Below are 24,632 nucleotides of genomic sequence, written 5' to 3' on the forward strand. Positions count from 1 at the left end.
TTCTATGTCTAAAAAAGTAATAAATCAAAATACGAATTATGACTCAGAGTTTTTAAACTCTACTGGGTCTGACTTTATTTTTGATGAAAACCCAATCAATAGACTAAAAAATAGTAGTAATGATTTAAAAAAAGGTCTGAGTATTCAAAAAATAGATAAAGTTAAAGAGCTTGTGGATCTTAAAGAGCAAATAAACTCAATTAGCGATTGTAGCTTAAAGAATAATTCAAAAAAGATGGTTTTAGGAGATGGAAATATTAATAGCCCAATAATGATAATTGGTGAAGCCCCAGGTGTTGAAGAAGATAACTCCGGATTAACTTTTATGGGTGAGGTAGGAGATCTTTTAAAAAAAATGCTAATTGCAATAAATATTGAAAAACAAAATATTTATACAACATATGCAGTAAACTTTAGACCCCCTGAAGATCGAAAGCCAAACTCTACAGAAATTAAAAGATATTCTCAATTTTTACAAAAACATATTTCAATAATAAATCCTAAAATAATAATTCTTATGGGTAGTACTGCTATGGAATCTTTAACAGGCTTAAATAGTAAAATTTCTATTGAGAGAGGAAAATGGAAGGAAGTAATTGTCAAGAATACAAGTTACAACGTTATCATAACTTTTAACCCCTCTTATCTTTTAAGAGCTCCTGAAAATAAAAAACATTCATGGGATGACTTAAAAAAGATTAAACAAAAAATCTTAGAACTAAAACTATCCATTTAATGAAAATCTTAGCAGGTGTTGATGAGGTTGGTAGAGGAAGCTTAATTGGACCCGTTTATGCTGCAGCTGTCATATTAAATAATTCTATTGATAAAAGATTATTAAAGGATTCAAAAACTCTAACAAAAGACAAGAGAGAGGAGCTTGAAAAATATATTAAAAAAAATTCTATGTGGGCTATAGGCCAGGCATCGACTAAAGAAATTGAAAAAATTAATATATTGCATGCAAGTTTACTTGCAATGAAAAGAGCTATTCTTAAATTAAAAACAAAACCTTCACTTGTTTTAATTGATGGCAACAAACTGCCTGACCTAAAAAACTATAAATTAGAATATATAATTAAAGGAGATCAAAAAATTCCAAGCATTTCTGCTGCATCAATTATTGCAAAAGTCAGTAGAGATAAATTTATTACAAAACTTTCAAAAGAATTTAATAATTATGGATGGGATACAAACTCTGGTTATGGAACCAAAGAACATTTAAAAGCTATTAAGAAATTTGGTATTACCAAATATCACCGTAAAACATTTTCACCTATTAGTGATCTTCTATAAATCCTAATAATAACAACACAAGATCTGGTTGTTTAAGAAATAATAAACACAAATTGAATCCATTTAATTCAATCACAGGTTGACCATGGAATCCGTTTGGAGTCTAATTGTTTTATAGAAAATGGAAAACAATTTTAAAAATAAGATTATTAATGGTGACAGTCTCGAGGAATTAAAAAAAATTCCAAGCGAAACTTTTGATCTTGTTTTTGCTGATCCACCATACAATTTACAATTAAAAAATCCCCTTACGAGACCAGACAGAAGCAAAGTCAGTGCTGTTAATGATAAATGGGATCAGTTTGAAAGCTTTAAAAAATATGATGACTTTACAGTTGCCTGGCTTTCTGAATGTAGAAGAATATTAAAAAAGGATGGAGCCATCTGGGTTATCGGAAGCTATCATAATATTTTTAGAGTAGGAACTGCAATACAAAACTTAGGTTTTTGGATTTTAAATGATGTTATCTGGAATAAGAATAACCCAATGCCTAATTTCAGAGGAACAAGATTTACGAACGCTCATGAAACTTTAATTTGGGCTTCTAAAAGCGAAAAGTCAAAATATACTTTTAACTATCAATCTTTGAAATGTTTAAATGACGATCTTCAAATGAGATCTGATTGGAATTTACCTATTTGTAATGGAGCGGAGCGACTTAAGAAAAATGGTAAAAAAGTTCACTCCACTCAAAAACCAGAATCTTTATTACATAGAGTTTTATTGGCATCATCAAATAAGGACGATTTAATTCTAGATCCATTCTTAGGATCTGGAACAACCGCAACAGTTGCAAAAAAATTAGGTAGAAAATATTACGGTATAGAAAAAGAGAAGATCTATTTTAAAGCAGCCGAAGAAAGGTTAAAAAATACAAAACCCTTAGAAGATAATTTTTTAGACACTCTAAAAAATAATAGATCCAAGCCTAGAATACCTTTTGGATCTTTAGTGGAGCTTGGAATAATAAAGCCTGGAACAAGTATTTTTGATCAAAAGAAAAAAATAGTTGCTAAGATAATGGCAGATGGAAGTATCAAACATAATCAAGCTGAAGGATCGATTCATAAAGTTGCAGCAACAATACTTGGCTCTGAAAGCTGTAATGGATGGACATATTGGCATTGCACAGTGAATGGTGTTTCTGTGCCAATTGATAATTTGAGACAAAGATTAATTTCTAAAAATTAGTCTTTATAAATTTTACCAAGATAGCTGTTAATAAATTTTTTATTTTTTACTAATTTTTGTATTATTAAGTTTCTAATCCAAATTGTTAATGGGTTAGATAAATGAAAAGCAAAATAATTAAGTTTTGATTTCATATCAATCATCTTTACCCTTTTAACTCTTTCAGAGTTGAATTGAGTATTTTCATTTTCTAAATTTTTATACAGTTCATGAGCAACCTCTATTGATTGAGAGGCACCTTGCGCAAAGGTTGGGGGTAAAGCAAAAAAAGCATCCCCAATGATAAAGGTATTTTTATTTTTTGGTTCATGCACCTTAGAGCTCACAAATATTGGGAAGCATTTAATGCTTCTTAGATTGTTAATTGTTTCAGGAGCTACTTGTTTTGATATTTCAGATATAATAGATGCAGTAAAATCTTTGTTCTCAAATAAAGAATAGTCGGATAACTCTTTAGTACTAAGCTTTTTTCTAAGAATGCTAATAAAATTAAACTGTCCTTTGCTATTAACTGGATAAAGAACTGAGTGTAAGTTGGATCCTAAAAATAAAGATATATTCTCTGGGTTAATACCCTTAAGGGCATCCTGGTCTATTATTGCTCTTAAAGCAATAGAGTTAAAGTACTTTGGTTTAATTTCTTTATTGGCAATTAATGATTTTGTTTTTGAAAAAGTTCCATCAGAAATAATCAAGTAATCACATTTAACAGATGAACCATCCTCAAAAGAAACTTCTTTATTTTCAACTTCTTCATTAATTTTTATAACTTTTTTATTATAATGAATAATATTTTCATGAAGCCCATCTTTTAAGAAATTAATTAAAGTAGAGCGCTGTAAGGTAGTATATTTTGTATCAGTGCTGTTAAACATGGATATATCTAAATCACATATTTTCTTATTCTTTTTTAAGGAGTAGAAATCTAGTTTATGTGGGTGAAATTTATCTTCTGCCTGAATTTTTTGAAAATTTATTTGATTTAATAATTTAATACTATTAACTGAAAGTTGAATTCCATATCCTTTTTCCAAGTTAACAGAACTATTTTTCTCATAAATTGTAATTTTATAATTTGAGTTTTTACTTAAAAGATTTGCAATATACAGACCTGAAATACCTGCCCCTATTATTACTATATTTTTCATTAATCTTTTTTTAAATAATTAAAAATTTTTTTAGTAAATGTGGGCAAAGTATAATCATCAAGCCTAGAGCTATCAATCCAAGAAGAGTTAGAAATTGCACCCTTTAACTTGGAAAACTTGATAATTACATTCATATTCATATTTGATATCTTGAAGTTTAAAGCTTTCGCTAAATTATCAGGTTTGGATATTTGCTTCATGGGAAATATTTGTAGATTCTTTAAAAAATTAAATTTAGTATTTTTTATCAGTAAAAATTTATTATTCTTTTTGTAAACTTCTAACAAATAAAATTTATCAATCTTCTTTTTTCTTTCTTTTATTATTTCAAAATCTTTTTTTTTAAAAGACTTACAATTTCTAATTAAAGGGCATTGGTGACATAGAGGATTTTTAGGTCGACAAATCAATGCGCCTAGCTCCATTAGCGCTTGCGCATAAGCACTTGCTCTAGTTGAATTACCTAATATTTTTTTACTCTTAACAAGATTATCTTTTGTAATTTCTTTGGGTAATTTTAAATTTAATAATCTTTTAATTACTCTTTCAATATTTCCATCTAAGGGAATAAATGGCTTGTTAAAGGCAATTGCCATTATTGCATTAGAAGTGTAGTCACCTATTCCAGGTAATAATTTTAATTCTTCAATCGTGCTTGGCAATCTTCTATTAAAATTTTTTTCTAATATTTGTGCAGTCTTTTTTAAGTTTCGTACTCTTGAATAATAACCAAGGCCTTCCCAATACTTTAAAAGTTTATGTTCCTTAATTTTTGATAGAGATTTAATATCAGGAATATCTTTTATAAAATTATTGAAATACGGAATTACAGTTGCAACCTGTGTTTGCTGCAACATAAATTCACTTACTAATGTGTAATATTCTCGCTTAACTTGTGATAGCTTTTTTCTCCATGGGAGTGGTCTTTTATTATTATCGTACCAATAAAGAATTTTATTTGTTAGTATGGATTTAGTCATATGCATTTTAAAAATAATACTAAGCAGAGGTTTAAAACTATTCAAGGCTTAAGGTCTTTTAAAGACACTTTGCCAAAAAATATTAAAAAAATAATCAAAAAAAAGGGTCATATATTTTCTGAAACACTTAATAACTGGAAGTACATAGTTGGAGATGATCTTTTTAAAATATGCTATCCCAAATCCTTTAAAAATTCGAATAAATTTGGAGTAAGTACTCTTCAAATTATGGTGAAGCGAGGGCACGAAATTGATTTAGAATATTCAAAAAAAATAATAATGGATAAAATGAATAGTTTCTTTGGCTATGCCGTTGTTGAAAAATTGAAATTTATAAGTTTTGATGATGTTCAAACAAAATTCAAAAAATTAGATGCTAATGAAAACCATGTGACAAATATTAAATATGCAGATAGAATAAATAGTATTAAAAATGATAAAATAAAAAAATCATTACTTGAATTAACAAAACTATTTAAACAACGATGAAAAAATTAACCTCAGCATTATTTATAATATTTATAATCTTCTCCGCTAAAGCGTTTGCTGCAGATAATGAAATAATTAAAAGAATTACCGAGGGTGAAGAAAGTGCCAAAATAACAATAATTGCTTACGAGTCATTGACTTGTGGTCACTGTGCAAACTTTCATAAAGATGTGTATCCAGAACTAAAAAAAGACTTCATTGATAAAGGGTTGGTAAGAATTGAATTTAGACATTTTCCATTAGATTTAGCTGCATTTAATGCATCAAAAATTGCACAATGTAATAACGATGGTAATTCAAATATTTTGAATATTTTGTACTCTGGCCAAAAAAAATGGGCTAGAGGAAAAACACCAAAAGAAGCAACAGGTTATTTGAAAAAATTCTTAGAAGGTGAAAATGTGAATGTAAATTTTGAAAAATGCCTGAATGATAAAGCTATAGAAGATTACGTTTTAAATGATCGAATCGATGGGGTAAAAAAATTTGAAGTTAATGCTACTCCTACGATAATAATTAATGACAAAAAGTTTGATAAAGCCCTAAATTATAAGAATTTAAAAAAATATCTCGAAAAACTGATATAAGTTAGTTCATGGAGTTTAAAAAAATCCAATTAAATGGATTTAAATCATTTGCTGAAAAAACAAATTTTCTAATAGAGCATGGCTTAACTGGCATCGTTGGTCCTAACGGTTGTGGGAAATCTAATATTGTAGAATCCTTAAGATGGGTTATGGGTGAAACCTCAGCTAAGAGTATGCGTGGTTCAGGTATGGAAGATGTTATTTTTAATGGTACATCTAATAAGTCTTCTAAAAATATAGCAGAAGTTTCAATAAGTGTAGCTAACGCAAGTCATGATGGTCCAATGCAATATAAAGATTTAGATCATATAGAGGTTAGAAGAAAGATTGAAAAAGATAAGGGTTCAAAATTTTACATAAACGACAAAGAAGTTAGAGCTAAGGATGCTCAAATATTTTTCGCAGATTTATCTACAGGCGCTCATTCACCATCAATGATTAGTCAGGGACGTATTGGAGCCTTAGTGACTGCCAAGCCTACAGACAGACGTGCAATTTTAGAAGAAGCAGCTAATATTTCAGGATTACATGTTAGAAGGCATGAGGCTGAACTTAGATTAAACGCAGCAGAAGTAAATTTGAAAAGAGCCGATGAATTAAGAAGACAACAAGAAAAACAACTAGCAAACCTTCAGAAACAAGCAGAAGAAGCCACAAAATATAAGCTCATATCTGAAGAAATAAAAAAAATTGAAGCAGGTTTGTATTATCTAAAATTATTAGACATTGATAATGAAATTAGAATAGAAAATGAAATTAACAATGAAGCTGGGGGAGAAGTGAGCAGCTTCAATCAACAAATTTCTCAGTTTGAAAATTTAATTAAAACTGAAACAGATAAAGTTTCTCCATTAAGAGAAAAAAATATTGAGAACCTTTCAAGAATACAACGATTGAACTTAGAATTACAAAGTCTAGATGAAGAAAATGTAAGAACACAGGATGAGATTGAAAATTTTAAAAAATCTCTCAAAACAATCGAAGAGGATATTGATAGAGAAAAAGGAATTGTAATAGATGCAAATTCAAATGAAAAAAGATTAAAAGAAGAAAAAAGTGAATTAATAGAAATAGACTCTAAATATTTTGAAACAGAAAAATTATCAAACGAAGACCTTGAGAAGGCAAAAAACCAACTTAATGAAGAGCAAAAAGCTGTAGATGAAATTATTGAAATATTTGCTAATGGCAACATAAATATCAGTATTGACCCAATTAAAGACGTCATTAGTACAATCGAAAAAATTAAAGAATTAATAAACAGTAATGAAGCTAGCCAAGCTCTTACATTACTGGATAGAACTAAAATGGAATTAAATAATTTCTTAAATAATTTAGCTAATGATGAAAGTAAAAGTAAATTAACTGATATTGATGAAAAAAATAGCAATATAAAATTACTTCAAGAAAAATATGCAGATAGTTTTAGTAAAAACCAATCTATTAAAAAAGAGTCTATAAAAAGAAATGAAAGAATCAAAGCTATAGAATCAGAAGTTGAAAGTTGGAAAAACTTACTTTCAAACTCACAAAAAATGGTAACAGAATTAACTGAAAGAAAAAATAAATTATTATCACAATTAAATGAACGTGACCAACAACCCAAGGCTCAAGCAGAAAAAAAAGGTCAAGCTACAGAGGGTCTAAGAATTTCACAAAATGAAAAAATTGAGAATGAAAAAATAATCGAAGAAACAGATAAAAAGATAAACTCTTTGAGAATTGAGTTAAATGACGTTCAAGAAAGATCTATTCAAATAAGAGAAAGAAAAGCAAGTTCTGGAGCTACTGTTGAAGGTTTAAAAAAACGTAAAGAAGATCTGTTAGAAAGAGTTAGCTCTGAACTTAATCTTGAAGAAAATGATATTCTAGAAAATTCTAATTTAAATGGTGTTGTAGAGTTACCCAATTCCGTTGATCAAGAAGAAGCTCTTGATGAAAAAAAAAGAGAAAGAGAAAAATTGGGATCAGTCAACCTTAGGGCAGATGAAGAAACCAGCAAATATGAAATAGAAATTAAAAAAATGGAACAAGATAGAGAAGATCTTGTGTCTGCTATTATAAAATTAAAAGAAAGTATTAATGAATTAAATCAAAAAGGAAGAGAAAGATTATTAGAAGCCTTTGAAAAAGTTAATAGAAAATTTAATGAAGTTTATACAAAGCTATTTAATGGTGGAAATGCAAAACTAGAGTTAGTGGACTCTGATGATCCACTTGAAGCTGGTTTGGAAATGTTGGTAAGTCCTCCTGGTAAAAGGCTTCAATCTATAACTTTACTATCTGGCGGTGAACAAGCTTTAACAGCCTTGTCTCTTATTTTTGCTGTGTTCCTTACCAACCCATCTCCAATCTGTGTGTTGGATGAAGTTGATGCTCCGCTAGATGATGCTAACGTAACAAGATTTTGTGGACTTCTTGATGATTTAACTAAAATAACTGACACTAAATTTATTATCGTAACTCACCATGCTCTAACTATGTCAAAAATGAATAGACTCTATGGAGTTACAATGCCTGAAAAAGGTATTAGCCAACTTGTTGCTGTAGATTTACAAAAAGCAGAGAGCATGGTTGCTTAATACATAAATGCCAAAAGATAGCCTTAAAACTCGCTTGGAGATTGCAAAAACTAAGCTTTCAAAGAAAAATCTATATAAAAATGAAGAGGCACCCTCTTCTATTGGTACTGCCTTTAAATTAAGTACAGAATTAGTGTCTGCAGTGGCAGTTGGGACAATTATAGGGTTTATTTTAGACAAGACCTTTGGTACTAAGCCCTGGTTAATATTAATATTTTTTTTTGTAGGTGTTGTTGCTGGAATTATAAACGTATTCAGATCTGCAAAAAATATGCAAAAATAGACTTAAAAAATTATGGCTACAAACCCAATGAACCAATTCGAAGTTTATAGAATTGGACCTGAGATTAAATTAGGGGCAATAGATATTTCTTTCACAAACGCAAGTTTGTTTATGGTGATTAGTTCACTTGCAATCTTATTGGTTTTTAATTTAGGGTCAAAAAAAAATTCTTTACTACCAAGCAAGATGCAACTTCTTTCTGAATTAAGCTATACTTTTGTTTCTAAAATGATTAGTGATACTGCAGGATCAAAAGCAAAACCTTACTTTGCGTTTATCTTCTCAATATTTATGTTTGTGCTATTCTGCAACATGTTTGGGATGATCCCTTATGCCTTTACAGTAACTAGCCATATCATTGTTACTTTTATCTTGGCTTCATTTATTTTTGTGGGCGTAACAATTATTGGATTTATGAAACATGGATTAGGATATTTAAAATTATTTGTACCTAGCGGAGTGCCTGCTGTACTATTACCGCTAATAGTTGTTATAGAAATAATTTCTTACTTAAGTAGACCAGTTAGTCTTTCAGTTCGTTTATTTGCAAACATGATGGCTGGTCATACTATGATGAAAGTTTTCGGAGGCTTTGTAATAAGCCTTGGAATAGTTGGTGGATGGCTTCCACTGAGTTTTTCGGTTGCGTTAACTGGCTTGGAAATACTAGTTGCTTTTCTTCAAGCATATGTTTTCGCAATCTTAACCTGCATCTACTTAAATGATGCATTAAATTTACACCATTAACTAACATAAGGAGGATATAATGGAATTAGAAGCAGCAAAAATGATCGGAGCAGGACTAGCAGCAATAGCTCTAGCCGGTGCCGGTGTTGGAATTGGAATTATTTTTGGTAATTACCTTTCTGGCGCAATGAGAAACCCATCTGCAGCTCAAAAACAATTTCCTAATCTTTTATTAGGTTTTGCTTTAGCTGAAGCAACTGGCCTATTTGGATTAGTTGTAGCGTTAATTATTTTATTTGCATTTTAAATTTAATGATTAAAAAAATATTTTTTCAGTCGATATTTTTAAGCTTCCTGTTTTTTATGGAAGCTTTTGCAGCTGAAAGCGGTGGAATGCCTCAATTAAATCCTGAGTTTTGGGTTTCTCAAATTTTTTGGTTAATTATTACTTTTGGAATTTTATATGTTGTTTTATCTAAACTTATACTTCCAAAAATAAGTGCTAACCTAGAAACTAGAAAATCTCAAATTTTAGAAAATATTGAGGCTGCAGAGAAGAAAAGAGAAGAAAGTGAACAAAAAATTGAAGAATACGAAAAGATAGTACTGGGTAGCAAAAATGAGGCTAAAAACTATTTTAAACAAGCTAGAGAAAAAGTGCTGAAAGATATTGGTGTAAAAAAAGAAGCACTAGATAAAGAAATTGATGAAGAGGTTAATAAAGCAGAGATTGAGATAAAAACTTTTAGAGATAATGCACCAGAAAAAATCAGGAGGATTGCTGAAGAGACGTCTTCAGACTTACTGCAAGAGTTGATAGGAGCCGAAGTTAACAGTAGTAGTATTTCTGCAATAGTAGAAGATCTTTCAAGAAAAAAAATGGATGAATATTATGGTAATTGATGCAACTTTTTGGGTAGCTATATCCTTTTTAATATTTATAGGAGCTTTAGTTTATTTAAAAATACCTCAAAAAATTAATGAACTTTTAAATAAGCTTATCCTTGATATTAAAAATGAGATAGATGAAAGTGAAAAGCTAAGACAAGAAGCAAAGGTTTTACTAGATAGTGCTCAAAATAAACTTGATACCGCACAAACAGTAAGCAATGATATTTTGCAACAAGCTAAAAAAGATAGTGATCACCTTATAATTGAAATGAATGATAAATTTCATAAATCTTCAGAAATTAAAAAGAATTTAGCAGAAAATAAAATTTCACAAATGAAAGAAGCTGCACTTAAAGAAATAAAAGATGTTTCAATTAAAATTGCTGTTGATTCAGTTAAAAAAATTATTAATACTTCTATTGATAAATCAAAGCTTGATAGTCTTTTTGAGAAAAACCTTGAAGAAACAAAAATAGCTTTAAAAAAAATAAGCTTATAATTACCTTACAATTTTTTAAAAAAACTATAAATTAACTTAATGAAATCTATTGTCATTGGTTCTGGATTTGGTGGTATAGCTGCAGCATTAAGATTAAGAGCTAAAAATCATAAAGTAACTTTAATTGAAAAACATCCTGACTTAGGTGGAAGAGCAAGAGTGTTTAAAAAAAATGGTTTTACTTTTGATGCTGGTCCAACAGTAATTACCGCACCCTATCTAATTGAAGAACTTTTCACTTTATTTAATAAGAAGTCTCAAGATTACATAAAACTCACTCCTTTAAAAACTTGGTATAGATTTATTTATGAAGATGGAGGTGTATTTGATTACTCTGGTGATGAAGATCAAATGAAAAAGCAAATTGAGCAGATAAACAAAGAAGATGTTAAAGGCTATGAGCAGCTTGTAAAATTCACAAAAAAAATATTTGATAAAGGCTTCACAGAATTAGCAGATGTTCCATTTGATAAACCTCTTGTGATGATGAAGCAATTACCCTCTCTACTAAAGCTTAAAAGCTATAAATCAGTTTATTCATTAGTTTCTTCGTATATAAAAAATGAAAAATTAAGACGTATGTTAAGTATGCATCCTCTATTAGTTGGTGGAAACCCCTTTACAACAACATCAATATACGGATTAATTCTATATCTCGAAAAAAAATGGGGCATACATTACTCAATGGGTGGGACTGGAAACATAATCAATGGCTTAGAAAAATTAATGATTGAACAAGAAATTGAATTAATCAAAGGACATGAGGTGACAGAAATAATTTCAAATAATGGAAAAATTAGTGGAGTAAAATTAGATAATCAAAAAGAAATACTTTCAAATAATGTAATATGCAATGCTGATCCTCCTGCTGTATATGAAAAACTTCTAAGTCTAAATAAAACAAGCTCTCTATTTAAATGGAAGCAAAATCGAATGCAGTATTCTATGGGTCTATTTGTTTACTACTTTGGAACAAAAAAAACATACCCAAATGTTGAGCATCACACAATCAAGTTTGGTGATAAATATAAAGAACACCTGAGTGATATTTTTGATAATAAAAAATTAAATGATGACATAAGCTATTACCTTCATAGGCCATCAGCTACAGACAAATCAATGGCACCTGAAGGAAATGATTGCTTTTATGTTCTTGTGCCCGTCCCAAACAATCAATCCAAAATTGATTGGAAAATTGAAGGTGAAAAAATGAAGAATTTAGTAATAGATAAAATGGAAAAAGCATTACTACCCAATCTTAGAGAAAATATTATTGAAGATTTTTATTTAACACCAGATTATTTTGAAAATGAATTGAATACCAAATTTGGATCAGGTTTTTCGATCCAGCCCAAATTTACACAGTCTGCATATTTTAGGTTTCATAATAAATCAGAAATTTATGATGGTTTGTATTTTGTTGGAGCAGGAACTCATCCTGGTGCAGGTGTTCCTGGTGTGCTATCCTCAGCAAAAGTTCTAGATAAGATTATATAATGTCTAATAAAAACTACCTGTCTATTTACGCAAAGTCATTTAATTGGGCTGGTTTCTTTTTACCCAAAAAAACCTATCAAAAGTGTTCGTCTTTATATGATTTTTGTAGAACTGTAGATAATATTGCAGATGACGATGGTGAATTAGATATTAAAAAAAAAAATCTATTAATTTTTAAAAATGATTTTCTTAATAAAAATTATAGTAATATAATAATTAAAAATATGTGGGATCTTATGGATCATCATTTAATTTCAATAAAAATTATTGAAGATTTATTTGATGGTGTTGAATCAGATTTAAATAAAAAAGTTCAATTAAATAATAAAAAAGATTTGTTAATTTATTCTTACAGAGTTGCTGGTACTGTGGGTCTGATGATGGCAAAAATTTTAAATGTTAAAGATGATAATTCAATGAAAGCTGCCATAGATTTAGGTATTGCAATGCAACTAACAAATATATCTAGAGATGTTGTGGAGGACTCAAAGATTAATAGATTTTATATTAAGAATGATTTTAAGACAATAAGCGACACCTTAACTTTAGCTGATTTATTCTACAAAAGCTCTTTTATAGCAATAAAGGAAATACCCTTTAAGTTTAGATTTGCAATACTTGTAGCAAGAAGAGTTTACAAGAAAATAGGTGATAAAATTTTAAAAACAAAGAATATAGAAAATTATAATAAAGCAGGTAAGATTTATGTAAATAATATTACAAAAATCTATCAGACTATTCTTTCTATATTTGACTTAGTAACACTTTTTTTAACAAAACAAAAAAGTGGTTATATGAATAATGAACACTTTTTAATTAGTGAGGAAGTAGATTTAAATGAAAGAATTTGATTATATAATTATTGGTGGTGGATGTGCTGGGTTATCTTTGGCATACGAATTAGAAACTCATAATAAACTCAAAGATAAAACATTAGCAATTATTGAACCTAGATTAGAGTACAAAAGAGATAAAACTTGGTCTTTCTGGAAAACAACAAATCATAATTTTGAAGATTGTGTTAAAAAAAGTTGGAATAATTTTTCTATAAATATACCCAACAAAACTAAATTTTTAGAATGTAATAAGCTACCTTATCAATCAATTGATAGCGGACTATTATATAAAAAAATAAACTCCACGCTGAAACAAAATCCGAATATTGAATTTTATAAAAATATTAATGAGGTAAGCTTAAATAATTCGTTTGTTTTCAATAGTGTTCCCTCAATAGAGTCTAATGAAAATCAGCTTTGGCAACACTTTAAGGGTATTGAGATCGAGTCTACTAAAGATGTTTTTGATGAAAAGATCATGAATTTAATGGACTTTGATTGTCAACAATATGAAAGTGTTCATTTCTTCTACACACTACCTTTTAGTAAAAATAAGGCTATGGTTGAAACTACGTGGTTATCTAAAATGAATAATGATCTGGAAATGGATTATGACCAGCAATTAAAAAATTACATTGAAAATCATCTAAATATTAAAAATTACAAAATTAATTATAAAGAAAATGGTGCCATACCACTTTTTTATCCATCAAATATTAACGAAAAAAATAAAATAAATATAGGTACCGCAGGACATATGACTAGATTAAGTACTGGTTACACTTTTTTGAATATTCAAGAACACAGCAGATTCATAAGAGAAAATATTGATAATATTGATAAAATAAGAAGATATGAAATTAAAAAAAAATATCAATTTCTAGATAAGATATTTTTAAGAGTTTTAAATAATCATGCCAACCAAATGCCAAATATATTTTTCAAAATGTTTGATAACTCTCCTGAAACTGTAATTAAATTTCTATCTAATAAGAGTAATATTTTTCAAGATTTATTAATAATTCTTAAAACAGCTAAAAAATGGTTATTTATTAAAGCCCTTTTAAAATAAAATGCATAGTCTGATAAATAAAATTAATTTCTATCATTCAATAATTTTTTTTATTTTTTCATGCTTCATTGCCTTGATTATTAATCGATTTGAGAACTTAAACATCTCTCCAGTGGTATGTTTATTTCTTATTCTTACAATTGGAATTTCACATGGTGCACTAGATAATCAAAAAGGTAAAAAGCTTAGCCAGTTATATAATGTAAAAAAATCTTATTTTTTTTATTTAATATATTCTCTTATCGGCATTAGTATCATTATATTTTGGTTATTTTTTCCAACTGTGTCTCTTATTTTATTTTTAGTTGTTGCCTCATATCATTTTGGCAAAGAAGATACTGAATTTTTGATAAATAATAAAAATGCATCAAATCTAATTCTTTATTTCTTAAAAGGGTCTCTAATAATCATTGCACCATTAATGTTTCACTTTGTTGAAACAATTAATATTTTTAAATTACTTTTAATAGAAAATGAAAAATTTTATTTATTCTTAAACTTTATTGAAGATAACAATATATTACTTTTTGCTTTATCAATTTCTTTACTGTCCAGTGTTTATTATTTTTTGAAAGATTTTAAAATTATAAATATTTTGATAGTTTTGGATTTTTTTTCAATTATTGTTCTGAATTATTTTTTTACTCCGCTAATTGCCTTTACAGTATACTTTTGTTTCCTACATTCATTTCGACATTCAATTTCACTGATAACAGAACTTGATGAAAATAGTTTTAAAATTGGTGCTATGACATTTATTAAAAAAGCTATGCCACTTACAGTTTTAACTGCAATTTTATACGTTATAAGCTTATATTTCCTATCTAATTTCTATCAATTAAATGATGCAATATTAAAAGTTATATTTATTGGTTTGGCGTCTTTAACCTTTCCTCATATATTGCTCGAATATCTTTTAGAAAAAAATGAAAAATAAAGAAATTAAAATATTGTTATCTGCTCCTAGAGGTTTTTGTGCTGGTGTAGAAAGGGCAATAGAAATAGTTAAAAAAAGTATTAAAAAATACGGTGCACCAGTTTATGTGCGACATGAAATAGTTCACAATAAACATGTAGTGGATAGTCTTAAGGCAATAGGTGCAATTTTTGTTGAAGAGTTAGAAGAGATTAAAGATAAAACTAGACCAGTAATTTTTTCTGCACACGGTGTACCGAAAGCGATACCCATACAGGCTGATAGCTATAAAATGGAATATATAGATGCTACTTGTCCTCTTGTCTCAAAAGTTCATAGAGAGGCAGAAAACCTTCATAAAGCTGGTTACCATATTATTCTTATAGGACATAACAATCATCCAGAAGTTATTGGTACTATGGGGCAATTACCAGAAGATACAATTGACTTAATTCAAGATGAGCATGATGTTGAGTTATATGAATTAGATAATAAAAAAAAAATTGCATATGTTACTCAAACAACTCTGTCTGTTGATGACACTAAAAATATAATAAAAGCCCTTAAAAAAAAATTTCCAAAGATTAAAGAACCATTTAAAGAGGATATTTGCTATGCAACTACTAATCGTCAATCAGCTGTTAAAAATATTGCCAAACAATGTGATATGTTTTTTATTTTAGGAAGTAGAAATTCTTCAAATTCAGTTCGTTTAGTTGAGGTAGCAGAACAAAGTGGCTGCCAGCATGCTGAATTAATTCATTCAGAAAGTGAAATTCCCTTTGAAAAAATACAAAATTGTAAAACAATTGGAGTTTCGTCTGGCGCATCAGCACCTGAAGTTCTAGTTGAAAATTTCATTAATAAATTGAAAGAAAATTTTAAAATAAAAATTGAGGAAGTTGAAATTATCAAAGAAAATATTGTTTTTAAAGTTCCTGCAAAATTAAATTAGATGGCTGTATACACTAAGATAAATAGTAAAGACCTTCTATCACTAAGTAGAGATTACAAATTAGGAAAAATAACTAAATCTGAAGGAATTAAAAAAGGAATAGAAAATACAAACTACTTATTAAAAACAAATAAAAAAAAATTTATTTTAACAATTTTTGAAAAAAGAGTTCAGAAAAAAGATTTACCTTTTTTTATGAACTTAATGGAAAAACTAAATCAAAAAAAGATTATATGTCCAAAACCCTTAAAGAATAGCAGTGATAAGCACTTAAGTAGAATTCAAAATAAACCCGCTAGTATTGTGACTTTTTTAAAGGGAAAAGATAAGGCCAATCTTAATTATAAAAATTGTTTTGATATTGGAAAAAATATTGCAAAATTCCATAAGGCTGGAACTAGAATAAAACTATATAGGCAGAACTCTATGTCTATTAATAAATTAGGTAGCTTATTAAAAAGTATAAAATTTACGTCTAATAAATTAGCTCCAAAACTAAAACCTACTCTTAACGTATGCTTAAAGGACATTAAAAATCAATGGCCAAAAAAATTACCAAGTGGAATTATTCATGGAGATTTATTTATAGATAATATCTTCTTTTATAAAAATAAATTTTCTGGATTTATTGATTTTTATTTTTCAAGCAACGATTTTCTAATGTATGAGATTGCAATTTGTATAAATGCTTTATGTTTTGATAAGAAAAGAAATTCTTTTGTAATGAATAATAAAAAAATTAAATACTTAATTGATGGATATGAAACTATAAGAACTATTTCAAAAAAAGAGAAAGACTCATTAAATATATTATGTAGAGGAGCGGCTTTAAGATACCTACTAACTAGAATTTATGATTATTTTAATACTCCTAAAACTGCACTAATTCAGATCAAAGAACCTAACGAATATTTTCAAAAACTAATTATCCATAACAATCTGAATAGCTACAAAGATTATTATAAATAATGATAAAAATTTATACTGATGGTTCTTGTTTAAAAAACCCTGGAAATGGTGGTTGGGCTGCAATCATCAATATTAATGATGAAATTAAAAAAATTAGTGGAAGTGTAAAAGACACAACTAATAATAAGATGGAGCTAATGGCTCCAATTAAAGCGCTTCAGGAAATAAAAGAACAGCAACCTATTGAAATTTATACAGACTCCCAATACGTGAAATTAGGCATTACTGATTGGGTACATAAATGGATTAAAAACAATTGGTTAACTTCTAAAAAGGAACCAGTAAAAAACAAAGAACTTTGGACTCAGCTTTATGAATTAAATCAATCTCATGAAATTAAATGGATATGGGTTAAGGCTCATGCTGGAAATATTCTAAATGAAGAAGTTGATTTATTAGCTAAACAAGCTGCCGAATTAAACTAAATTTAAAAAATTTTGGGCAGCCGAAACTTCACATGCACCAGCATCTTCTTCTTCTTGTAATTTAATTACTTTAAGATTGTTTATTAACATTGTGTATCTATTTGATCTTACACCTAAACCTCGGACACTTTTATCAACATCAGCACCTATTGCTTTCGTAAAATTCAAAAATGGATCAGCCATCATCAAAACTTTATCTTCAACATTTTGGCTTTTGCCCCAAGCTTCCATTACAAATGGATCATTTACTGAGATACAGACTATTAAATCTACACCTTTTGCTTGGTATTTATCATGGTTATCAACGTATCCAGGTAAATGTTTGGCTGAACAAACTGATGTATAGGCACCGGGTAAACCAAATAAAACTACCTTCTTATCCTTAAAAAACTCAAAAGTATTTTTCTTAATGGGATTTCCATCTTCCATAATAAAAAATTCAGAATTAGGGATTGTTTCATTTTCTTTTAATTTCATTATATTTTTTCCTTAATGTATTGTTGAGTTTTACTTAGATTATTTGGAATAATATCATAATTTTCTTTTTCATCCATAACATACTTTAGTTCATCAGGTAAGTTAGGTTTGATTCCAATTGATTTATCTATGGCTTCTGGAAACTTACATGGGTGTGCTGTTGCTAAAACAATATTATTACCTTCTAAATTTACTTTATTTAAAGATCCAAATCCTATTGCACTATGAGGATCCAGTATAATATCATATTTAATGTGAACTTCTTTAATAGTATCTAAAATCTCTTCTTCACTCATACTTGCTGATAAGAAATCTTTATTTATTTTTTCTATTTTATCTTTTGAAATAATATATTTACCATCTTTTTTAATTCCACTCATAATTTTTTGTGTTTCATGATCATCAAAGTCATTCAAATCGTAAATTAATCTTTCGAAATTACTCGCAATTTGAATGTCCATACTTGGAGAGTTTGTTTCTAAAACTGTTTCTGCTTCATATTTTCCCTTAGAAATTGCTCTGTGTAAAATATCATTCTGATTTGTTGCAACGATAAGTTTATTAATTGGTAAACCCATTTTTTTGGATAGGTACCCAGCATACACATCACCAAAATTACCTGTAGGTACTGAAAAATTAATTGGCCTGTCATCTTTATTCTGGAAATATGTGTAAAAATAATAGACTGATTGTGCAATAATTCTTGCCCAATTTATCGAGTTAACTCCAGACATATTTATTGAGTTAGAAAATTCTTTATCTGCAAACATTGATTTAACTAAATTTTGACAATCATCAAAATTACCTTCAATCGCTATATTAAAGACATTCTTTTCTTTGACTGTCGACATTAGTTTTCTTTGAACGAGTGAAACTTTTTCATGAGGGTGAAGAACAAATATATTCATATTCTTTTTTCCCTTAATCGCATCTATTGCAGCAGCACCTGTATCCCCAGATGTTGCAACTACAACGTTTATATCTTTATTATTTTTTTTTAAATAATGCTCATAGAAGTTTCCTAACAATTGCATTGCTATATCTTTAAAGGCTAGTGTCGGGCCATGAAACAGCTCTAAAACCTTAGTATCACCTAATTTAATTAAATCTATGACGTTATCTTTTCTAAATACAGAATATGATTTATCAACAATATCTGACAACTCATTTGCTGTCATAAAGTCACCTATAAATGGGTATATTATTTCTTTTGCTAAATTCTGATAACTCAAGTTACTTAATGCCTTTATTTGTTCAGCACTGTATTTTTTAACCTCTTTTGGAATAAACAAGCCCCCATCATCTGCAAGCCCTTTAATAAATACTTGCTCAAAGCTATATTCTTTTGAGTTATCCCTGGTGCTTATATACTTCATCTAATTAATTTTTTTTAAAATATAAATATATTAATTGTGAAAAATTGGCTAATAAAAATCTTCTTACAAATATAAACTAGTTAAGAATATAATTGTAAATTAATGACTTATTATCTTTTAACTTTAGAACAATTTATATACTCTTTAATGGCAAAGATATAGGGGGTAAATTGAGTACAATTGGACTAGTTACAATGTATCTAATTATTCAGTTAGTGGTATTTTTTTGTATATTACCAGTAGATGTTAATCGAAAAAGAAAATTTTTAATTCCAGCAAATGAGATTGGAGCACCTGAAAACCCTAAACTTCTTAAAAAGACTTTTTACTCCATTGGTATTACGACTATTATTTTCACAATAATTTGCTTATTGATGAAATATGAATATTTAGATTTAACAGATATAATCAGTTAAAAATATTATTATACCACAGAATTCCGAGTCGAAAAATTTAAATCAGACTATCTATTAAAAGTAATACAAAAATTAAGAATAGATACAAAATTGAGTAACCAAAGACTTTTTTTGCTTTCTTTAAATCAAATTTATTTTTTTTGTATTGATATAAATCAAAACAAATAAAATTATAATAAATTGTAAGAACTAATGCTGGAATCAAATAGATTAAACCTGAAAAATTAATCCAATATGGAAAAAAGATGATGGGTAGCATTAATAAAGAATAAATAAGAATGTATACTTTTGTTTTTTCAATGCCATCTGTTAAAGGTAACATTGGAATTTTTGCTTTTTTATAATCATCAGCTTTATATAAACTCAATGCCCAAAAATGCGAAGGCGTCCAAATAAAAATTATTAAAAATAAAGCTAATGGCTCTAAACTAATTGTATTAGTTGCTATAGTCCACCCGATAACAGGTGGTAATGCACCAGCAGCTCCGCCAATAACAATATTTTGCGGTGTTTTTCTTTTTAGCCATATTGTATAGACAAAAAGATAAAAAAATATTGTAAATAATAACAAAGATGCTGATAGAAAATTTGAAAAATAATTTAATGCTACAACTGAAATAACTGAAAGCACTATTCCAAAGGTAAGTGCTTGGTTTCTATTAATTTTACCAGTGGGAATTGGTCTTAAGCATGTTCTTGTCATGAGTGCATCTAAATCTGATTCGTACCACATATTTAGACATCCAGCCGCTCCCGCACCTAAAGCAACTAAAGTTATGCCTATCATAGCATCAATAATACCTATATTTGAATTGGAAGTTAAAAGGCCAACGGCGCATGTAAATATAACAAGAGACATTACTCTTGGTTTCATCAATAGATATAAAGATTTAATTAATTCATTAAAATCTAGTGAGACAGTTTTTTTTCTAATCATTTTGGTTAAACGGTTATCAGATATGATGTGCCTATTCTACATTTAATAAAATAAACACTAAAATTGATACCATTCCAATAATAAGAATATGATTTCCTAAATCAAAAATTCCAATTTGTTTATTTTTTTTATCAATAAATCTTCTAGTAAGAGACATATTGTCATATGGATTAATTGTAATTTTGGGGCCTTTGTCTTTTTGCTTCTCTAATTTTAATTCAGTACCAAACCATGTTGCATAAATAAAAAGTAAAAAAAATATTAAAGCTCCAGCAAGTACAGTGTATCCAGTCATAAAGTTTATCCTCCAGTAATAAAATATAATAATCTTGTAAAAACCGTGTATTTTGCTTCTGCTGCCATAAGCCCAATAAAACAAGCTATTGCTGTCATTGGCCACAAAAGAACATTAACTAGGGCATATCGCTCCCAAAATAGGTGCATAAAGAAAGCCATTATTAAACCAGCTTTTAGAAACATAAATATTAAAATTAAGGTCCATCTTAATAACCCCTGAAATGCAAACAAGTCAACCATGTAAGAAAAAAAGCTAAGTACAAATAATAATCCCCAAATCCATAAGTAGATTCCTATCTTATGTGTTGAAGCAACGGTTTCTTTGTTTTCTATCTCATCCATAATCTAGTTTACCATAAATAAAAAAAGGCAAATATAAATACCCACACTAAATCAACAAAATGCCAATAAAGACCTAAAATCTCTATTGCAACATAATCCGATTTCATTGTAGTAAAAAATCCCCTTTTACCGTTGTCAAAATCACCTTTAAAAACTTTTCTTGCAAAAATAAAAAGAAAGATCACACCAATTGAAACATGAAATCCATGAAATCCTGTAATCATAAAGAAGTATGAACCAAATTGTTTTGCTCCAAAAGGATTTTCCCAAGGTCTAACACCTTCATGTATTAATTTTGACCATTCAAATACTTGCATTCCAACAAATGTAAGGCCACCAATAGCTGTAGCTAAAATAAGCCATCCACACATTTTTCTATTTTTTTCATAACCATATTTTACTGCAAGAGCCATGGTTCCACTGCTTGTAATTAAAACAAATGTCATTATTGCAATTAATAATAATGGAACAGGTGTGCTGCCTACATGTAGTGAAAAGACTTCACTTGTGTTTGGCCAATCTACTACTGTAGAGGTTCTTCCTTTCATGTACGAAATCAAAAAACAGCTAAACACAAAAGTATCACTCAGTAAAAAAATCCACATCATGACTTTTCCCCACTGAACACCCTTAAACATTGTTTGATCAGAGCCAGTATCTGTGGCCATTCCTTTAAACCCTGGTTTAAGTTCATAACCTTCAATTTTTACATCAGTCATATTTTTTTCCTAAGTTTTTTCTACCTCTGCATTAATAACTTCACTTGGTGGCGTTGTTTGGGTTATGTAATCTTCTTTTGCGCCAGGTACATTAAAGTCATAAGGCCATCTATGAACAACTGGTAATTTTTCTCCCCAATTACCATGAGTTGGTGGTACATCAGGGGTTAGCCATTCTAAAGAATTTGCCTGCCAAGGATTTTTGCCTGCTGGTTTTCCAATTTTTAAACTTGTTACAATATTGTAAATAAAAATTAACTGTGAAAAACCAACAATTAAAGCCGCAACGGTTATAAACTCATTCATTCCAACAGCTGAAGTGACATATGGACTATCATACATTTCATAATATCTTCGTGGCACTCCAATAAAACCTAGGTAATGCATTGGAAAATAAATTGAATACGCACCTAAGAATGTAACCCAAAAGTGCCACTTACCTAATTTTTCACTTAACATTCTTCCAGTAACCAAGGGAAACCAATGATAAACTGCACCCATAATTACCATAAGTGGGGCTATGCCCATGACCATATGAAAATGAGCTATTACAAAATAAGTATCAGATAGTGGAATATCTACCGCAACATTCCCTAAAAAAATTCCAGTAATTCCTCCATTTACAAAGGTCACAATAAAACCTAAGCAAAAAAGCATTACTGTGTTCATTCTAATGTTTGCTCTAAATAGTGTTATTATCCAGTTATAAACTTTCAATGCAGTTGGCACTGCAATAATAAGTGTAGTTGTTGCAAAGAAAAAACCAAACCAAGGGTTCATTCCACTAACATACATATGGTGAGCCCAAACAAAGAAACTTAAAGCTCCTATACCAACAATAGCCCAAACCATCATTCTATATCCAAAGATATTTTTTCTAGCATGAACAGATATTAAATCTGAAACTATTCCAAAAGCAGGAAGAGCCACAATGTAAACTTCGGGGTGGCCAAAAAACCAAAACAAGTGTTGAAAAAGAACAGGGCTTCCTCCTCCATAATTTAGTACTTCTCCAGCTTGGAGAATGGCTGGCATAAAAAAACTAGTCCCAAGCATCTTATCTAGAGTCATCATAATACAACTGACCAATAATGCTGGAAAAGCTAACATAGCCAAAGCTGTTGCGGTAAAAATTCCCCATATCGTTAGAGGCATTCTCATTAATGTCATCCCTCTAGTACGAGCTTGTAAAATTGTAATTATGTAATTTAATCCACCCATAGTAAATCCAATTACAAATAACGATAAAGAAATAAGCATTAAAGTAATTCCCATATTGGAACCAGGAGTACCTGGCAAAATAGCTTGAGGTGGATAGAGCGTCCATCCTGCACCTGTTGGTCCACCAGGAACAAAAAAGCTAGCCATGAGAACACACACTGCGATAAAAAACATCCAGAAACTAACCATGTTTACATATGGGAAAACCATATCTCTCGCTCCAACCATTAAGGGAATTAAATAATTTCCAAAACCTCCTAAAAATAATGCTGTTAAAAAATAAACAACCATTATCATGCCGTGCATAGTTACAAATTGATAATAATGTTCTGCTGTGATGAATGGAACTAGATCTGGATAACCCAATTGTAAACGCATCAACCAAGAAAGTATTAGACCGACTATTCCTGTAAACACGGCAGTAAGAAAATATTGAATACCAATAACTTTAGCATCCTGACAGAAAATCCATTTAGTAATAAAACTATGCCCATGATAAAGATCCTGTTCAGGAATTTCTGCAGGTCTTACATAATCAATGTCTTTTGATGGAGTGCCAGAAGAGCCAGACATGGTTTCTGAAGACTGTGCTTCAAGAGGTGTATTCTGTTGGTTATATTCGTCTGACATAATTCTCCTTTACATTATTTAATCATCATTTTTAGCAAGTAGAGTTGTTTTTAATTTATCATTTTCTTGTTTAGCAATTAAATCTGAAAAAGTTTCCTGTTCTTTAATCCAGTTTTTATAATTGCCTTCACTTTCAACTATAACTTTTGCCCTCATAGCATAATGGCCCACTCCACAATATTCAGCACACAACACTTCGTATTCTCCTATTTTGTTTGGCTCAAACCAATAATAAGAAATGATTCCAGGTATAGCATCCATTTTTGCTCTAAATTGTGGAACATAATAATTGTGCAAAACATCTAGTGACCTTAATAAAATTTTTACTGGTCTATCTGTTTTTAAGTGAAGCACATCGTCTTGAATTAAAATATCATCTTTTCCATATGGGTCATCTAAGTTTATTCCAAAAGGATTGTCATCACTAATTTTTTCAACTTGAGCTGTGCCTAATATTCCATCTTCACCTGGTAATCTATATTGCCATCCCCATTGCCATGCATTCACTTCAACTTGCAGTGCATTTTTTGGAGTATTGATATAATTATTATAAACAATTAGACCCGGTGCTAGAAGAGCAATAACTCCAACAGTAGTTGCAATAGTTAATATTTTTTCTAATTTATGATCTTCTGGTTTGTATTCAACTTTTCTGCCTTCTTTATAGGAAAATTTTAGTATGCAATAAACCATGAACAAACAAACTAAAATAAATACACCGCCACCAATCCAGAAAGTTAAATTAATTGTATCATCCATTGCCCCCCAGTTTGAGGCTATGTCTGTCCACCACCATGGAGTATATATATGGAACAGAACTGAACCAACAATTACCCCTAAAAATATAATTCCCGGGTGCATATTTGTCTCTCTCTTAGATAACAGTAATTGAAATAAATTTCTGAATCCATAG

29 protein-coding genes are annotated in these 24,632 nt (G+C 29.2%); 19 read left to right on the plus strand and 10 right to left on the minus strand.

Features of this window, described 5'->3' with window-relative positions:
- The first annotated feature begins 4 nt into the window (after nt 1-4).
- From ABXT53_RS05825 to ABXT53_RS05835, 3 genes are all read left to right on the plus strand, one after another.
- Nucleotides 5-736, plus strand: coding sequence for a uracil-DNA glycosylase (locus ABXT53_RS05825; RefSeq protein WP_415290229.1), 732 nt, complete (start codon nt 5-7; stop codon nt 734-736).
- Entirely contained in the window at nt 736-1,296 is a 561-nt protein-coding gene (locus ABXT53_RS05830; RefSeq protein ID WP_415290230.1) for a ribonuclease HII, read from the plus strand. Before ABXT53_RS05825 ends, ABXT53_RS05830 begins: the two co-directional genes overlap by 1 nt.
- Before the next feature lie 121 nt (nt 1,297-1,417).
- Nucleotides 1,418-2,488, plus strand: coding sequence for a site-specific DNA-methyltransferase (locus tag ABXT53_RS05835; RefSeq protein ID WP_415286138.1), 1,071 nt, complete (start codon nt 1,418-1,420; stop codon nt 2,486-2,488).
- Here the strand turns inward: ABXT53_RS05835 and ABXT53_RS05840 are convergent.
- Nucleotides 2,485-3,636 carry an FAD-dependent monooxygenase gene (locus tag ABXT53_RS05840; protein ID WP_415290231.1) on the minus strand — a complete coding sequence of 384 codons (1,152 nt, stop codon included), beginning with the start codon at nt 3,634-3,636 and terminating at the stop codon, nt 2,485-2,487. The genes ABXT53_RS05835 and ABXT53_RS05840 overlap by 4 nt on opposite strands.
- A complete protein-coding gene (locus tag ABXT53_RS05845) occupies nt 3,636-4,616 on the minus strand; it encodes an A/G-specific adenine glycosylase (protein ID WP_415278036.1) in 981 nt (326 codons plus the stop codon). Before ABXT53_RS05845 ends, ABXT53_RS05840 begins: the two co-directional genes overlap by 1 nt.
- Here ABXT53_RS05845 and ABXT53_RS05850 point away from each other — a divergent pair, their 5' ends adjacent.
- The 15 genes from ABXT53_RS05850 to rnhA are packed head-to-tail and all read left to right on the plus strand — an operon-like array spanning nt 4,617 to nt 17,304.
- Nucleotides 4,617-5,105 (plus strand): DUF721 domain-containing protein, encoded by a 489-nt coding sequence (locus ABXT53_RS05850; protein WP_271525849.1) that lies wholly within the window; start codon nt 4,617-4,619, stop codon nt 5,103-5,105. It abuts the gene before it with no gap.
- Nucleotides 5,102-5,692: a DsbA family protein gene (locus ABXT53_RS05855; RefSeq protein WP_415290233.1), complete on the plus strand. Its 591-nt coding sequence runs from the start codon at nt 5,102-5,104 to the stop codon at nt 5,690-5,692. Before ABXT53_RS05850 ends, ABXT53_RS05855 begins: the two co-directional genes overlap by 4 nt.
- Nucleotides 5,693-5,700: 8 nt before the next feature.
- Nucleotides 5,701-8,274 (plus strand): chromosome segregation SMC family protein, encoded by a 2,574-nt coding sequence (locus ABXT53_RS05860; RefSeq protein WP_415290234.1) that lies wholly within the window; start codon nt 5,701-5,703, stop codon nt 8,272-8,274.
- 7 nt (nt 8,275-8,281) lie between these two features.
- A complete protein-coding gene (locus tag ABXT53_RS05865) occupies nt 8,282-8,557 on the plus strand; it encodes an AtpZ/AtpI family protein (RefSeq protein ID WP_271492225.1) in 276 nt (91 codons plus the stop codon).
- 12 nt (nt 8,558-8,569) lie between these two features.
- Nucleotides 8,570-9,304, plus strand: coding sequence for a F0F1 ATP synthase subunit A (locus ABXT53_RS05870; protein WP_018413543.1), 735 nt, complete (start codon nt 8,570-8,572; stop codon nt 9,302-9,304).
- A gap of 19 nt (nt 9,305-9,323) precedes the next feature.
- Nucleotides 9,324-9,551, plus strand: a complete 228-nt coding sequence (locus ABXT53_RS05875) for a F0F1 ATP synthase subunit C (RefSeq protein WP_006997791.1) — start codon at nt 9,324-9,326, stop codon at nt 9,549-9,551.
- 5 nt (nt 9,552-9,556) lie between these two features.
- Nucleotides 9,557-10,147, plus strand: coding sequence for a F0F1 ATP synthase subunit B (locus tag ABXT53_RS05880; protein WP_415290235.1), 591 nt, complete (start codon nt 9,557-9,559; stop codon nt 10,145-10,147).
- Entirely contained in the window at nt 10,128-10,634 is a 507-nt protein-coding gene (locus ABXT53_RS05885; RefSeq protein WP_415290237.1) for an ATPase, read from the plus strand. The genes ABXT53_RS05880 and ABXT53_RS05885 overlap by 20 nt, the downstream gene beginning before the upstream one ends.
- A gap of 39 nt (nt 10,635-10,673) precedes the next feature.
- A complete protein-coding gene (crtI, locus tag ABXT53_RS05890) occupies nt 10,674-12,131 on the plus strand; it encodes a phytoene desaturase family protein (protein WP_415290239.1) in 1,458 nt (485 codons plus the stop codon).
- The gene (locus ABXT53_RS05895) at nt 12,131-12,982 is read left to right on the plus strand and encodes a squalene/phytoene synthase family protein (protein ID WP_415290240.1); all 852 of its coding nucleotides are present in this window, start codon (nt 12,131-12,133) and stop codon (nt 12,980-12,982) included. Before crtI ends, ABXT53_RS05895 begins: the two co-directional genes overlap by 1 nt.
- Entirely contained in the window at nt 12,969-14,039 is a 1,071-nt protein-coding gene (locus ABXT53_RS05900) for a lycopene cyclase family protein (RefSeq protein WP_415290241.1), read from the plus strand. Before ABXT53_RS05895 ends, ABXT53_RS05900 begins: the two co-directional genes overlap by 14 nt.
- A 1-nt stretch (nt 14,040) precedes the next feature.
- On the plus strand, nt 14,041-14,976 hold the full coding sequence (locus ABXT53_RS05905) for a Brp/Blh family beta-carotene 15,15'-dioxygenase (protein WP_415290242.1): 936 nt from the start codon (nt 14,041-14,043) through the stop codon (nt 14,974-14,976).
- On the plus strand, nt 14,966-15,910 hold the full coding sequence (ispH, locus tag ABXT53_RS05910; RefSeq protein ID WP_415290244.1) for a 4-hydroxy-3-methylbut-2-enyl diphosphate reductase: 945 nt from the start codon (nt 14,966-14,968) through the stop codon (nt 15,908-15,910). The genes ABXT53_RS05905 and ispH overlap by 11 nt, the downstream gene beginning before the upstream one ends.
- Nucleotides 15,911-16,879 (plus strand): homoserine kinase, encoded by a 969-nt coding sequence (locus tag ABXT53_RS05915; RefSeq protein WP_415290245.1) that lies wholly within the window; start codon nt 15,911-15,913, stop codon nt 16,877-16,879.
- On the plus strand, nt 16,879-17,304 hold the full coding sequence (rnhA, locus tag ABXT53_RS05920) for a ribonuclease HI (RefSeq protein WP_415278047.1): 426 nt from the start codon (nt 16,879-16,881) through the stop codon (nt 17,302-17,304). Before ABXT53_RS05915 ends, rnhA begins: the two co-directional genes overlap by 1 nt.
- Here rnhA and ABXT53_RS05925 read toward each other — a convergent pair.
- Nucleotides 17,296-17,781: a peroxiredoxin gene (locus ABXT53_RS05925; RefSeq protein ID WP_415290246.1), complete on the minus strand. Its 486-nt coding sequence runs from the start codon at nt 17,779-17,781 to the stop codon at nt 17,296-17,298. The genes rnhA and ABXT53_RS05925 overlap by 9 nt on opposite strands.
- A complete protein-coding gene (thrC, locus tag ABXT53_RS05930) occupies nt 17,781-19,157 on the minus strand; it encodes a threonine synthase (protein WP_415290248.1) in 1,377 nt (458 codons plus the stop codon). The genes ABXT53_RS05925 and thrC overlap by 1 nt, the downstream gene beginning before the upstream one ends.
- A gap of 170 nt (nt 19,158-19,327) precedes the next feature.
- On the opposite strand from thrC, the gene ABXT53_RS05935 reads away from it, so the two are divergent.
- Complete coding sequence (locus ABXT53_RS05935; protein ID WP_415290250.1) at nt 19,328-19,573, plus strand: DUF1467 family protein; 246 nt, start codon at nt 19,328-19,330, stop codon at nt 19,571-19,573.
- 37 nt (nt 19,574-19,610) lie between these two features.
- Here the strand turns inward: ABXT53_RS05935 and cyoE are convergent, their stop codons facing one another.
- The 6 genes from cyoE to ABXT53_RS05965 all read right to left on the minus strand — a co-directional run bounded on the left by cyoE (nt 19,611) and on the right by ABXT53_RS05965 (nt 24,580).
- A complete protein-coding gene (gene cyoE / locus ABXT53_RS05940; RefSeq protein ID WP_415290252.1) occupies nt 19,611-20,510 on the minus strand; it encodes a heme o synthase in 900 nt (299 codons plus the stop codon).
- A gap of 31 nt (nt 20,511-20,541) precedes the next feature.
- Nucleotides 20,542-20,805: a hypothetical protein gene (locus ABXT53_RS05945; protein ID WP_415290253.1), complete on the minus strand. Its 264-nt coding sequence runs from the start codon at nt 20,803-20,805 to the stop codon at nt 20,542-20,544.
- A 5-nt stretch (nt 20,806-20,810) separates the two neighbouring features.
- A complete protein-coding gene (locus ABXT53_RS05950) occupies nt 20,811-21,149 on the minus strand; it encodes a cytochrome C oxidase subunit IV family protein (RefSeq protein ID WP_415278053.1) in 339 nt (112 codons plus the stop codon).
- An 8-nt stretch (nt 21,150-21,157) separates the two neighbouring features.
- Entirely contained in the window at nt 21,158-21,868 is a 711-nt protein-coding gene (locus ABXT53_RS05955) for a cytochrome c oxidase subunit 3 (RefSeq protein WP_415278054.1), read from the minus strand.
- Between the two features lie 9 nt (nt 21,869-21,877).
- Nucleotides 21,878-23,662 carry a cytochrome c oxidase subunit I gene (locus tag ABXT53_RS05960; protein WP_415291313.1) on the minus strand — a complete coding sequence of 595 codons (1,785 nt, stop codon included), beginning with the start codon at nt 23,660-23,662 and terminating at the stop codon, nt 21,878-21,880.
- Nucleotides 23,663-23,737: 75 nt separating this feature from the next.
- Nucleotides 23,738-24,580: a cytochrome c oxidase subunit II gene (locus ABXT53_RS05965; RefSeq protein ID WP_415278055.1), complete on the minus strand. Its 843-nt coding sequence runs from the start codon at nt 24,578-24,580 to the stop codon at nt 23,738-23,740.
- Between the last annotated feature and the right edge of the window lie 52 nt (nt 24,581-24,632).

It is taken from the genome of Candidatus Pelagibacter sp. Uisw_136 (assembly GCF_047720275.1).
Lineage (GTDB): Bacteria > Pseudomonadota > Alphaproteobacteria > Pelagibacterales > Pelagibacteraceae > Pelagibacter.